The 12,003-nt window shown below is 61.8% G+C and carries 10 protein-coding genes, 2 rRNA genes, 1 pseudogene and 1 riboswitch; of the genes and pseudogenes, 7 read left to right on the top strand and 6 right to left on the bottom strand.

Annotation, left to right across the window (positions count from 1 at the left end; genetic code table 11):
- The 6 genes from ACB030_RS05100 to ACB030_RS05075 all read left to right on the top strand — a co-directional run.
- Positions 1–176 (top strand): 23S ribosomal RNA (locus ACB030_RS05100); the annotation flags it as partial.
- A gap of 122 nt (positions 177–298) precedes the next feature.
- A 5S ribosomal RNA gene (gene rrf / locus ACB030_RS05095) occupies positions 299–413 on the top strand.
- Positions 414–699: 286 nt separating this feature from the next.
- Positions 700–1,149, top strand: coding sequence for a pullulanase (locus tag ACB030_RS05090; protein WP_025328176.1), 450 nt, complete (start codon positions 700–702; stop codon positions 1,147–1,149).
- A 206-nt stretch (positions 1,150–1,355) separates the two neighbouring features.
- Entirely contained in the window at positions 1,356–3,503 is a 2,148-nt protein-coding gene (locus ACB030_RS05085; protein WP_371158517.1) for an adenosylcobalamin-dependent ribonucleoside-diphosphate reductase, read from the top strand.
- 9 nt (positions 3,504–3,512) lie between these two features.
- Positions 3,513–4,196 carry an NrdJb gene (locus tag ACB030_RS05080; protein WP_139435098.1) on the top strand — a complete coding sequence of 228 codons (684 nt, stop codon included), beginning with the start codon at positions 3,513–3,515 and terminating at the stop codon, positions 4,194–4,196.
- 220 nt (positions 4,197–4,416) lie between these two features.
- Positions 4,417–5,787, top strand: a complete 1,371-nt coding sequence (locus tag ACB030_RS05075) for a PhoH family protein (RefSeq protein WP_139435097.1) — start codon at positions 4,417–4,419, stop codon at positions 5,785–5,787.
- Between the two features lie 247 nt (positions 5,788–6,034).
- Here the strand turns inward: ACB030_RS05075 and thiQ are convergent, their stop codons facing one another.
- The 3 genes from thiQ to thiB form a co-directional block, all read right to left on the bottom strand.
- Positions 6,035–6,742 carry a thiamine ABC transporter ATP-binding protein gene (gene thiQ, locus ACB030_RS05070; RefSeq protein WP_319913014.1) on the bottom strand — a complete coding sequence of 236 codons (708 nt, stop codon included), beginning with the start codon at positions 6,740–6,742 and terminating at the stop codon, positions 6,035–6,037.
- Positions 6,743–6,811: 69 nt separating this feature from the next.
- A complete protein-coding gene (gene thiP, locus ACB030_RS05065) occupies positions 6,812–8,440 on the bottom strand; it encodes a thiamine/thiamine pyrophosphate ABC transporter permease (protein WP_371158516.1) in 1,629 nt (542 codons plus the stop codon).
- Complete coding sequence (gene thiB / locus ACB030_RS05060; RefSeq protein WP_371158515.1) at positions 8,416–9,396, bottom strand: thiamine ABC transporter substrate binding subunit; 981 nt, start codon at positions 9,394–9,396, stop codon at positions 8,416–8,418. Before thiB ends, thiP begins: the two co-directional genes overlap by 25 nt.
- A 100-nt stretch (positions 9,397–9,496) precedes the next feature.
- A riboswitch (TPP riboswitch) is annotated at positions 9,497–9,587 on the bottom strand.
- Between the two features lie 91 nt (positions 9,588–9,678).
- On the opposite strand from thiB, the gene ACB030_RS05055 reads away from it, so the two are divergent.
- Positions 9,679–9,969: a PilZ domain-containing protein gene (locus tag ACB030_RS05055; protein WP_005323856.1), complete on the top strand. Its 291-nt coding sequence runs from the start codon at positions 9,679–9,681 to the stop codon at positions 9,967–9,969.
- Positions 9,970–10,073: 104 nt separating this feature from the next.
- Here the strand turns inward: ACB030_RS05055 and ACB030_RS05050 are convergent, their stop codons facing one another.
- The 3 genes and pseudogenes from ACB030_RS05050 to leuD (ACB030_RS05040) form a co-directional block, all read right to left on the bottom strand.
- Positions 10,074–11,003, bottom strand: a complete 930-nt coding sequence (locus tag ACB030_RS05050) for a transglutaminase domain-containing protein (RefSeq protein ID WP_371158514.1) — start codon at positions 11,001–11,003, stop codon at positions 10,074–10,076.
- Between the two features lie 165 nt (positions 11,004–11,168).
- Positions 11,169–11,261: pseudogene (gene leuD, locus ACB030_RS05045) on the bottom strand (3-isopropylmalate dehydratase small subunit); the annotation flags it as partial.
- 66 nt (positions 11,262–11,327) lie between these two features.
- A complete protein-coding gene (gene leuD / locus ACB030_RS05040; RefSeq protein ID WP_025328167.1) occupies positions 11,328–11,927 on the bottom strand; it encodes a 3-isopropylmalate dehydratase small subunit in 600 nt (199 codons plus the stop codon).
- Positions 11,928–12,003 lie beyond the last annotated feature (76 nt).

The raw sequence follows: 12,003 nt of genomic DNA, 5'->3' as shown, positions 1-12,003 counted from the left end.
TCGGAATCGATAACCGCTGAAAGCATCTAAGCGGGAAGCGAGCCCTGAGATGAGTCATCCCTGACCCCTTGAGGGTCCTAAAGGGCCGTTGGAGACCACAACGTTGATAGGTGGGGTGTGTAAGCGCGGCGACGTGTTGAGCTAACCCATACTAATTACCCGTGAGGCTTAACCATACAACACCCAAGAAGTGTTTCTGGTGCTTGTAGCGAATGAACGAACTACTCAAAATTCAGTGATAGTGACAAGCCAAGCGCAACATCATTATTCACGTCAGCTTTCCAGATGAAGTTTTTTGCCTGGCGGCCATAGCGCCGTGGAACCACCTGATCCCATGCCGAACTCAGAAGTGAAACGCGGTAGCGCCGATGGTAGTGTGGCATTCGCCATGCGAGAGTAGGACACTGCCAGGCACCCAATACAAGAAACCCCGCTCACTGAGCGGGGTTTTTTATTGCCTGAAAATCAGTGCATTGATTGATAATTGAGCTTTAACACTCCTGCAGTTTGACGATGAGCTCTCTCCTCTCCAAAACCTCTCCCCCTTTTCTGTTCGATATTTATCCATCGGCGCGACGTGCTGGATATAAAAAGCACAGAATGTGATGACTCTACCTTTCTTGTGATGCCTGCTCTGCTTTAATTCGTCTGCCCACGTTCGATGGGCCAAGGAATCACAATAATCTGAGGAATGGACACATGTTCAAAAGAACAGTAACGATGATGCTGGCGGCGGGAACCCTGGTATTAGGCGGTTGCGCATCCAATGGCGGTGCAGAGCAGGCGGCAGACAACAGCGACTTCGGTGGCAAGTCCATCTACCTGCGGGGGGAGATGAACGACTGGATGGCGACCGATGAGAGCAAGGTGGTCAAGGTGGCCGACAAACTCTACATGGCCAAGGGGACGCTCAAGAAAGAGTGGGCGCCCTACAAGTTCAAGTTCGCCGATTCCGGCTGGAGCTGTGGCACCAACTTCGGCTACAAGAGTCCGAGTGACGGCGTCGCCGTGCTGGGCGGAGAGCCTGTGCCGGTCAACCCCTGCTCCAAGTATGAGGACATGAAGTTCTCGCCGGATGCCGACGGTGTCTACGAGTTCTATCTGAATATGGCGGGTGAGACGCCGAGCGTGTACGTCAAGAAGCCCTGAGATTCCTCCTCCCGTTAAATTCATCGGGAAATGAACCGGTTAAATGCCCTGGCCCAAATATCTGCTGGCCGGGGCATTTTTTTAGGATAGAATCGGCGCCCCGTGAGAGAGATACTATATATAGTGCTATATGGTTGACATTAAACCTATTGGTTGTGTTTTGACTCTGTCATGACGTTGTTGCATTCACATAAGGTGGCTTGAAAATGGCTAAATCCAACCCTGTTCTGGAGAGTGGACCCAACTCTGCCCTCATCCCCATGCAGGAAACCTCCCTCGAGATCTGGGACAGCAAGTATCGCCTCAAGAGCAAGGATGGGGCGCCCATCGACGGCACCATAGACGAGACCTATCAGCGGGTTGCCCGTGCGCTGGCGGCCCAGGAGAGCGAGCCCGATGCCTGGTATGAGCCCTTCCTGTGGGCCCTTCGCAATGGCGCCATCCCGGCGGGTCGCATCACCTCCAATGCAGGGGCCTTCGAGCACAAGCCGGCCACCTCGACCATCAACTGCACCGTCTCCGGCACCATCGAAGATTCGATGGATGACATTCTCGGCAAGGTGCACGAGGCCGGCCTGACCCTGAAGGCGGGCTGCGGCATCGGCTATGACTTCTCGACCCTGCGTCCGCGCGGTGCCTTCGTCTCCGGCGCCGGGGCCTACACCTCGGGCCCGCTCTCCTTCATGGATATCTACGACAAGATGTGTTTCACCGTCTCGTCGGCGGGCGGCCGCCGTGGCGCCCAGATGGGCACCATGGATATCCGCCATCCCGACGTGATCGAGTTCATCCAGGCCAAGCGGGAAGATGGTCGCTTGCGCCAGTTCAACCTCTCCCTGCTCATCACCGAAGAGTTCGTCAAGGCGGTGAAAGAGGATGCGCCCTGGCGGCTCATCTTCCCCTACACCGCCAAGGAGGTGGAGCAGGACTGCATCGCCCTGGACGATCCCGAGCAGGTGCTTTGGGCGGACTGGCCGAACAAGGAAGGGGTGGTGATCAACGCGCTGGGGCAGGTGGCCTGCAAGGTCTACAAGACCCTGCCTGCCCGCAAGCTGTGGAACGTCATCATGACCTCCACCTATGACTATGCGGAGCCCGGTTTCATCCTGATCGACAAGGTGAACCAGATGAACAACAACTGGTTCTGCGAGGAGATCCGCGCCACCAACCCCTGCGGTGAGCAGCCCTTGCCCCCCTATGGCGCCTGCCTGCTGGGGTCGGTCAATCTGACCAAGTTTGTGCGCGAGCCCTTCACCGAGCGGGCCGCCTTCGACTGGCCCGCGTTTCGCAAGGTAGTGGCCATCTTCACCCGCATGCTGGACAACGTGGTGGAGATCAACCAGTTGCCTTTGCCCAGGCAGCGCGAGGAGATCACCGCCAAGCGCCGCCACGGCATGGGCTTCCTCGGCCTGGGCTCGACCCTCACCATGCTGCAGATAAAGTATGGCTCTGCTGCCTCCGTGGCGTTTACCGAGCAGGTCTCCCAGGAGCTGGCCATGACCGGCTGGCAGGAGTCCCTGGCGCTGGCGAAGGAGAAGGGCCCTGCCCCCATCATGGAGCAGGAGTTCGAGGTGACCGGCAAGATGCTGCGGCTGCGCCCCGAGATGGCGGCCGATGGCATCAAGCTCGGCGACAAGGTGAAGGGCAAGGTGCTGCATGCACGCTACAGCCGCTACATGCAGCAGGTGGCCGAGGTGGATCCCGCCCTGGTGGCCGCACTGGCCGAGGTGGGCGGGCGTTTCACCCACCACAGCAGCATAGCGCCGACCGGTACCATCTCTCTGTCGCTGGCCAACAACGCCAGCAACGGCATAGAGCCGAGCTTCGCCCATCACTACAGCCGCAACGTCATCAAGGCGGGCAAGAAGAGCAAGGAGAGCGTGGATGTCTACTCCTTCGAGCTGCTGGCCTATCGCGAGCTCGTCAACGCCGGCGCCATGCCCTACACCGAGGATGAGGGCTGCCGTCTGCCGGATTACTTCATCACCGCCGACGACATCAGCCCTGCCCAGCATGTGGACATCCAGGCCGCGGCCCAGCGCTGGATAGATTCGTCCATCTCCAAGACCGCCAACGTACCGACCGACTTCCCGTTCGAGCAGTTCAAGGACATCTACATGTATGCCTCGGACTCCGGCCTCAAGGGCTGCACCACCTTCCGCTTCAACCCCGAGGCCTTCCAGGGGGTGCTGGTGAAGGAGAAGGATCTGGAGAACACTCAGTACGAGTTCACTCTGGAGGATGGCTCCGTCATCACGGTGAAGGGGAACGAAGAGATCGAATACGATGGCGAGCTGCACACCGCCGCCAACCTCTACGACGCCTTGAAAGAAGGCTATTACGGCAAATTCTGAGAACAGATTATGGTCAAGAAGATCGACAGGAAAATCGTCGCCTACAAGGTGAAAACCCGGGATGAGCCGCAAGAAGCACCGGCTCCCCAGGATGACGTGGTACACATGCACGAGACTGTGCTGCGTCCGGAGCGGCTGATGGGCACCACCTACAAGCTGAAGACGCCGGAGCATGTCTCCGAGCACTCGCTGTTCATCACCATCAACGACATCATTCTCAACGAGGGCACAGTCCACGAGACGCGCCGTCCGTTCGAGATCTTCATCAACTCCAAGAGCCTGGAGCACTACCAGTGGATAGTGGCGCTGACCCGCATCATCTCTGCGGTGTTTCGCAAGGGCGGGGATGTCACCTTCCTGGTGGAGGAGCTGAGGTCCGTGTTCGATCCCAAGGGGGGCTACTGGAACAAGGGCAAGTATGTTCCCTCCCTTATCGCCGAAATTGGCAACGTGATCGAGACCCATCTCACCGAGATCGGCATGCTCAAGGCCACCGGGCTGGATGAGCATCAGCAGGCGTTTCTGGCCGAGAAACAGGCACAGATGCAGGCCGAACAGGAGGCTGACGCCCAGCAGTCAGGCAGCGGCTTCCCGGCCAGTGCTGCGCTCTGCTACAAGTGCCACACCAAGGCGCTGGTGCAGAAGGATGGTTGCATGACCTGCCTCAACTGCGGCGATTCCAAGTGTGGCTAATGGGGCCAACAGGGGCATAAATCAGCTTAAAAGACCGGCCTGTGGGCCGGTCTTTTTTATTGATTGCTTTATATACAGTTAGTTAGGACGGACAAGGGAAATGTTGCACACCGGTAAATTCGGGCGTAGCGTGAGGGGTAATAAAACTGTCACGGCCGTGTGGTTTCAATGACATCTGAGATTCACACACGTGGCACCTTCAGTGCCAAGGAGGATGCTTATGGACAACACGGACCGAAAGCTGTTTATCCTGGATACCAACGTTCTGCTTCACGAACCCCTCGCCATCTACTCCTTTAAAGAGCACGACGTGCTCATCCCCATGACGGTGCTCGAAGAGCTCGACAACATCAAGGATCGCCAGAAGGACGTCAGCCGTGATGCCCGCATCGCCATCCGTGCCCTGGAAGACGTGTTCCGCGATGCGACCCCGGAGCAGATAGTGCAAGGGGTGGCGCTGGCCGGCGAGGCGAGCGGTCGCATCTCCATCTTCAGCGATCACCATCTGCCCCAGGATGCCGAGGTGTTCACCGACAAGGAGGCGGACAACCGCATCATCAACGCGGCCCTCTACCTGCAAAAGCACGAGATGAAACGCCAGGTGGTGTTGGTGACCAAGGACATCAACATGCGCCTCAAGGCCAAGGGGGCGGGCCTTGCCCACGTGGAGGATTACCGCAGCGATCAGCTGATCGACGACATCCGCCTGCTGGCCAAGGGCTTCCAGGTGGTGCCAGGCAGCTTCTGGGAGCGGGTCGGCGAGTGCGACAGCGAGACCCATGGCCGCGACACAGTCCACGTGATCGACTCGAATCTGCTGGAGGGGGTGCACGTCAACCAGTACCTGCTGGACGAGGAGAACTTCTTCGCAGCCAGGGTGCTGAGCCACGACGGCAACAAGATCCGCCTCAAGGATCTGGGCCGCGAGCGGCTGATGTCACGCAAGGCCTGGGGGGTGCATCCCAAGAACATCTATCAGGGCATGGCGCTGGACGCCCTGCTGGATCCGCACATCGATCTGGTGATCCTGACCGGCCCGGCGGGCTGCGGCAAGACCCTGCTCGCCATGGCGGCTGCCCTGGAGCTGGTGATCGAGAAGGGGATCTACGAGAAGGTGATCGTCACCCGCAACACCCCGGAGATTGCCGAGAGCATCGGCTTCCTGCCCGGCACCGAGGAGGAGAAGATGATGCCCTGGCTGGCGGCGGTGACCGACACCCTGGAGGTGCTGCACAAGCAGGACGAGAACATGAGCGGGTCCCTCAGCTACATCATGGAGAAGGCCAACATCCAGTTCAAATCGGTCAACTTCATGCGCGGGCGCAGCATCCAGAACACCTTCGTGCTGCTGGACGAGTGCCAGAACCTGACCGCCTCCCAGATCAAGACCATCATCACCCGCTGCGGCGAGGGGACCAAGATCGTCTGCTCCGGCAACCTGGCCCAGATAGACTCCAACTACCTGAGCCCGGTGACCTCGGGTCTGACCTACATCGTCGAGCGGTTCAAGGACTTCGACGGCAGTGCCAACATCTTCCTGAACGGGGTGGTGCGCAGCCGGCTGGCTTCGTTCGCCGAGGAAAATCTCTGATTCAACGCAATCTCTGCATGAGAAAGGGGAAGCCGGACGGCTTCCCCTTTTTTGATCCCGTTGCCGTCATTGCCCTTGTGTACGGCCAAGGTAGCGCAGCAGCCCGGGGTGCTCGCTGTCTTGCAGTATGTCGGGTTTGCCCTGCAAAGCGATGCGGCCTTCATCCACGAACAACACCTGATCGGCGATCAGCTGGGCATCTTCCGGGGTTATGCCAGGGGGAGACCATCAGCTTGTTGGCCATCCACTATGGAGATAGAGCGCGACCAAGGTAACGCAGCAGCCCGGGGTGCTCGCTGTTCTGCAGTATGTCGGGTTTGCCCTGCAGGGCGATGCGCCCCTCGTCGACGAAGAGCACCTGATCGGCGATAAGCTGGGCATCCTCAGGGTTGTGGGACACCATGAGCACAGTGATGCCCTGCTCGCAGGCGAGGCGGGCCACCTCGGCCAGCATCTCCCGGCGCAGGGCGGGATCCAGGGCCGAGAAGGGTTCATCCAGCAGCAGCAGGGGTTTTCCCCGCACCAGGGCGCGGGCCAGCCCCACCCGCTGTTGTTGGCCGCCGGAGAGCTGTTCCGGCAGGCGGCTCAGCATGTCCCCAAGACCGACCCGCTCTGCCCCCTGTTTCACCTGCTCGCGCTGGGCCTCGCTCAGGCGCAGGCCAGGGTGCAGTCCGATGGCGATGTTGTCGAACACCGACAGATGCAGGAAGAGGTTGTGATCCTGAAACAGTGTGGTCACCGGCCGCTCGGCGGGGCCGAGCGGCAGCAGATCGACGCCATCGAAACTGAGACGGCCGGACTCCACCGGCACGAAGCCGGCGATCATGCCGAGCAGGGTGGACTTGCCGGCACCGCTCGGCCCTATCAGGGCGGTGATCTCCCCCCTGGGCAGGGTGGCGCTGAAGCTGACGCGCCAATCCGGGTAGCTGGTGACCAGTTCATCGATGTTCAGCATTTTTTCCTCTCAAAGAGTCCGTTCGACCAGCCAGAACAGCCGCAGAAACGGTAGCGCAGGGTTTGTACCTCAATGCTCGCCATTTTTTCCTCCAAGACCCCGCTCAACCAGCCAGAACAGGGAGAAACAGAGCGTGAGCAGCAGCAGGGCGGTGGCGGCAGCCTCGGTCAGCCGGTAGCTGCCGAGTTGCTGATAGAGCAGCCAGGGCAAGGTGGTGAGGGCCTGGCTGCCGAACATGGCGATGGCGCCGAGATCCCCGAGGGACAATATCATGGAGAGCGCCATGGCGAGCGCCAGCGGGCGGCGCAGCAGAGGCCACTCCACCAGTCGCAGGCGATGCAGACCGCGTACCCCAAGGCTGTCCGCCAGCCGGTCGTACTGGCGCACTACCAGCTGCATGGGGGCGCTGAGGGTACGCAGCACATAGGGCAGCGCCATCAGGGCGTTGACCAGTACCACCAGCCAGGGGCCCAGGGCAAAGACGTCGGCAAAGGGCATGAACATGATGAAGAGCCCTGTACTCAGCACCACTGCCGGGATCATCAGGATCATGGAGCCGCTGGCCTCCCACAGTGCGGCGGCCCGCCGCTTGCGCCCGCGCACCCTCAGGTGACGGCTGGTGAGCAGCAGACCGGCGCCGAGCAGGGTCGCCAGTGACCCGGCCGCCAGGGCGATGGCCAGGGACTGGCCGCCCGCCTGCCACAGCGCGGGGGATGCCAGCGCCGTCAGCAGGCCGGGGTTGAAACCGGCCACGACTATGGCCAGCAGGGGCGGCAGGAAGATGGCGAGCCCGGTGCAGAGCGCCACGGCATCCACCAGGCCTGTCCCCGGCTGATGGCGATCCGGCCTCAGGCAGGGGCGGCGGCTGGTGAGACGGCTGGCCGGGGTGGTCTGCAGCCTGTGTTGCAGCAGGAGCAGGGCGACGGTCAGCAGCAGCTGTACCAGCGCCAGTCCGCCCGCGGTGGCGAGATCGAAGTCAAAGCGCAGTGCCTGATAGACGGCCACTTCCAGGGTGGTGGACTTGGGACCGCCGCCCAGCGCCAGCACTGTGGTGAAGCTGGTGAAGCAGAGCATGAAGATGAGGCTGGCGAGCCCCGGCAGTATGCCGCGGATGAGCGGCCACTCCAGCAGCCGGAAGATGTGGGATGAGCGCATGCCGAGCTGGCTGGCGAGGCGCCAGGAGGTCTCGGGGACGCTCTCTATGCTCTGCAGTATGAGGCGCGCCGCCAGCGGCATGTTGAAGAACACATGGGCCAGCAGTATGCCGAACAGGCCGTACAGGTAGTTGCCGGGATCCAGCCCCAGGCCGCGCAGCAGCTGCGGCAGCCAGCCCTGGCGGCCGTGCACCGCGACCATGCCAAAGATGGCGATGATGACGGGCAGCACCAGGGAGAGGCCGAACAGCTTCAGCAGCAAGGCCCTGCCGGGGAAGCGGCGCCGCGCCAGGGCACGGGCCACCGGGATGGCTACACCTAAGCTCAGCAGGGTGGAGAGCAGGGCCTGCCCCAGGCTGAAGCCCAGCACATGGCGCAGATAGGGATCGGCCAGCAGGGTGCGGGGAGACAAGGTGCCCGCCTGCCAGAGCAGGGCCGCGAGCGGCCCGAGGGACAACAGCAGGATCAGCAGGGTGGCTGCACTGCCCGGCAGCCACCAGAGGGGACGAGAGCCTGCGTTCACTGGGTGACGGCTTGCAGCCATTCGCGGATCCAGTTCTTGCGATTGGCGGCCACGTCATCAGAGGTGAAGCTCAGCGGCTTGGCGACCGTGATCATCTGCTCGAAGCCCTTGGGCAGCGGCTGGTCGATCACCGGGTACATCCAGTTGCCGGCAGGGATCTCCTGCTGGAAGGCGGGGCTGACCATGAACTGCAGGAACTGGTCCGCCAGCTTGTCCTGGGCAGCGCTTTTCAGCTTGGCGGCCACTTCCACCTGACGGTAATGCCCCTCTGCGAAGGCGGCCGCCCGGTACTGGGGCTTGTTCTCGGCGATCAGGTGATAGGCGGGGGAGCTGGTATAGGAGAGCACTATGTCCGCCTCGCCGTCGAGGAACATGCCATAGGCCTCGGACCAGCCCTTGGTGACGGTGACCGTCTTTTTGGCCAGCTGTTCCCAGGCGGCGGGGGCCTGATCGCCATAGACAGACTTCATCCAGAGCATCAGCCCCTGGCCCGGGGTGGAGGTGCGGGGATCCTGATAGATCACCTTGAGATCCTGGCGTTCCACCAGCTCTTTCAGGCTCTTGGGGGGCTGCTTGAGTTTGTCCTTGTCGTAGACGAAGGCGAAGTAGCCGTAGTCATAGGGGACGAAGGTGTCATCCTGCCAGCCGCCCGGCACCTTGAGGGCGTCGAGTCTGGTGTGATGGGGGGCAAACAGGCCGCTCTGCTTGGCCTCGCTGACCAGAGCATCGTCCAGCCCCAGCACCAGGTCTGCCTTGCTGTGCTGGCCTTCCAGCCGCAGCCGGTTGAGGATGGCGACACCGTCTTCCAGGGCCACCAGATTGAGGGTACAGCCGCACTCCTTCTCGAAGGCCTGCTTGATCTTGGGACCCGGGCCCCATTCGGCGGCGAAGGAGCCGTAGGTGTAGACGGTGAGGGTGTCGGCGGCAAATGCCTGGGCAGAGAGCAGGCCGGTCGCGAGCAGCAGCAGGGTCTTCATCAATGGCACTCCTGTGGGTACTGAGGTGCCATGGGCAGCGGTCTGCTCATCAATGGCACCTCTCTTGTGGTGAGGGCCAGCGGATGAGGGCGCAAAAAACGCGCGCCATGCCTCAAATTCCTCCGCCAGCATTATCTGGATCAGGTTCACGGGTATAATCTCAGCGGTAAACCGCACCCCGTTTGAGCAACGAACCGCATTGTATTGACCTTCTTTGGGGGAGGCCAGCACTATGTTTCACGGGCCGCGCCGTGCGAGCCACCACCAAGGAGGATGCCCCCAGTGATCACCAGCACCAAGGAAAGACGTGCCTTCCAGCGCATGGTCATCAACGCCCCTGTCACCCTGTTCCAGCACCAGCAGGTGCTTGAGGGAGTCTGCCGGGATCTCAGCGCCAATGGCATGGGGGTCGAGGTGAATGAACATGGCTTCGATCTGGCTCAACCCATCAGGGTGAGCCTGGCCACCAGCAGCAACCTGCTGCCCCCCTTCGAGGCCCAGGCCCGCATAGTGCGGGTGCTGGAGGAGGAGGGCGGGCTCTTGCTGGCGCTGGAGTTCCTGCCGCTGACCTGAGCTCGCACACTACCCTGTTCCATCGACCAGCCACCGGCTGGTCGATGCATTTTCGGCCCGGGTCAATCTTGCCTTCCTGCCCAGGTTGCCGCCCTGGGTGAGACTCAGTTGCTGGCCAGAACGGGTTGGACGCTCAACTGCTTGCTGTCGACCAGCGTCTTGCTGGTGGGGGCGAGCTGGCCCATGGGAAGCTGGGCGGGGCCGGTTGGTTCCAGCAGCAGATAGGTCTCCCCTTGCCAGCTCAGGGTCGCCTGACCCGGGCCGGCCGGCAGCGCCACCCCCAGCAGGGCATGGCCCGGTACGAACACCATGGCCTGCTTCAGCTCGGGAAAGCGCTGGGCCAGCAGGGCCGCCATCAGGGTCACCTTGCTGTCACAATCCCCCCGATTTTGCTCCAGCACCTGGCGCGGGCTCAGAAAGCCCTTGCCAGAGCGCCCCGACTGGCTGTCGAGCAGCTGATAGGGGATGGCCTGGATGAAGTCGAGCATGTACTCCACCGTCTTCTGGCGCGCCTCTGTCTCGGTAGCGCCCTCCTGCTTGAACTGCTCGGCGAGCGGCGCCAGCTCGGCGCGGCTCTCCAGGGCGATGCGCACATGATCCTGCTTGATGGCGGGGGCGCCATCGGGCGCAGTGAAGGGCTGGAAGTAGTGCTGCTTGAGCCACTCGGCCTCCAGCCTGGCCTGCTCCGGCTTGACCCATAGGGAGGCTTCTCTGGCCTTGTCGGCGTTGCGGCTCTTGAGGCTGAGGGCGAGGCTGGGGCGGGAGAGGGAGAATTGCACCTCGGGGAACTCAAGGGCAGCCTGCTGCAGCAAGGTCTGCAGCACCTCCTCCTGCATCCTGGCCGGGCGATAGGCGATGAGCGGCGGCAGCTTGCCCGCCTCCAGCCGGTAGCTGAGTTGCTGGGGTTGGCCCTCCCTGTCCTGCCAGCCGACGTTGAGCTGGCCGCCGTTGCTGTTGAAATAGGTCTGCCCGGCGCTGGCCGGGAGGGCGAGCAGCATGCCAAGCAGCAGGGAGAGGGAGCGGGTCGTCTTCATCATCCTTTCCTGTCGGTGAGCCCACTGTGCCTGGGCGGGAGTGAGAATAAAACAGGGAGCCTGGGCTCCCTGTGGATTCTACTCGCTTTCTTGCCGCTGGCGCGTCAGATCCAGCTCGGCTGCCTTGGGTTGTCTCGAAGGCGTCGATACTGGTTTTGAGTGTACTTAGATCCAGCTCGGCTGTTTCGCCTCGAAGGTGCTGATGGCGGCTTCGTGCTGCAGGGTCAGGCCGATGGCATCCAGCCCGTTGAGCAGGCAGCAGATAGATGGGGGCGGAACTCGTCGATGTGGAAATTTCAATCGGGCCCGCCCTCATATGCCTGTTTAAATCCAGCTCGGCTGTTTTGCCTCGAAGGCGCTGATGGCGGCCTCGTGCTGCAGGGTCAGGCCTATGGCATCCAGCCCGTTGAGCAGGCAGTAGCGGCGGAACTCATCGATCTCGAAACCGAACGTGAGCGCGCCGGCGCGCACCTGGTTCGCCTCCAGATCCACTTCGATCTGGGTGCCCGGATTGGCCGCGACCAGCTGGAACAGGGCCTCGACCTCTTCTTCTTTCAGGCGTACCGGCACCATGCCGTTGTTGATGGCGTTGCCGTAGAAGATGTCGGCAAAGCTCGGGGCAATGATGGTCTTGAAGCCGTAATCCGCCAGCGCCCAGGGGGCGTGCTCGCGGCTCGAGCCGCAACCGAAGTTCTCCCGGGCCAGCAGTATGCTGGCACCGGCGAATTGCGGCTGGTTCAGCACGAACTCCGGGTTGGGCTGCTCCCCTGCATCGTCAAGGAAGCGCCAGTCGTGGAACAGGTGCTTGCCAAAACCGATGCGGTTTACCTTCTGCAGGAACTGCTTGGGAATGATGGCGTCGGTGTCGACGTTGGCGCTGTCGAGGGGGACGACGATCCCTTTGTGTTGCTTGAAGCCTGTCATCTTGTTCTCCTCGTAATTACAGCGCGCGAATGTCGGCGAAGATGATGTCGGTGACGGCGAAGGGCCGTCCGTGTTG

Origin of the sequence: Aeromonas sp. S16(2024) (genome assembly GCF_041403065.1) — a bacterium.
In the GTDB taxonomy this organism is placed as follows: Bacteria; Pseudomonadota; Gammaproteobacteria; order Enterobacterales; family Aeromonadaceae; genus Aeromonas.
Note: the sequence above shows the minus strand (reverse complement) of the source record. Positions and strands in the feature narration are given on the sequence as shown.

Bases quoted from the DNA above. Each gene is read 5' to 3' on its own strand.
- ACB030_RS05090 (WP_025328176.1), top strand. From the start codon at position 700: ATGTTCAAAAGAACAGTAACGATGATGCTGGCGGCGGGAACCCTGGTA.
- ACB030_RS05085 (WP_371158517.1), top strand. From the start codon at position 1,356: ATGGCTAAATCCAACCCTGTTCTGGAGAGTGGACCCAACTCTGCCCTC.
- ACB030_RS05080 (WP_139435098.1), top strand. From the start codon at position 3,513: ATGGTCAAGAAGATCGACAGGAAAATCGTCGCCTACAAGGTGAAAACC.
- ACB030_RS05075 (WP_139435097.1), top strand. From the start codon at position 4,417: ATGGACAACACGGACCGAAAGCTGTTTATCCTGGATACCAACGTTCTG.
- thiQ (WP_319913014.1), bottom strand. From the start codon at position 6,742: ATGCTGAACATCGATGAACTGGTCACCAGCTACCCGGATTGGCGCGTC.
- thiP (WP_371158516.1), bottom strand. From the start codon at position 8,440: ATGGCTGCAAGCCGTCACCCAGTGAACGCAGGCTCTCGTCCCCTCTGG.
- thiB (WP_371158515.1), bottom strand. From the start codon at position 9,396: ATGAAGACCCTGCTGCTGCTCGCGACCGGCCTGCTCTCTGCCCAGGCA.
- ACB030_RS05050 (WP_371158514.1), bottom strand. From the start codon at position 11,003: ATGAAGACGACCCGCTCCCTCTCCCTGCTGCTTGGCATGCTGCTCGCC.
- leuD (WP_025328167.1), bottom strand. From the start codon at position 11,927: ATGACAGGCTTCAAGCAACACAAAGGGATCGTCGTCCCCCTCGACAGC.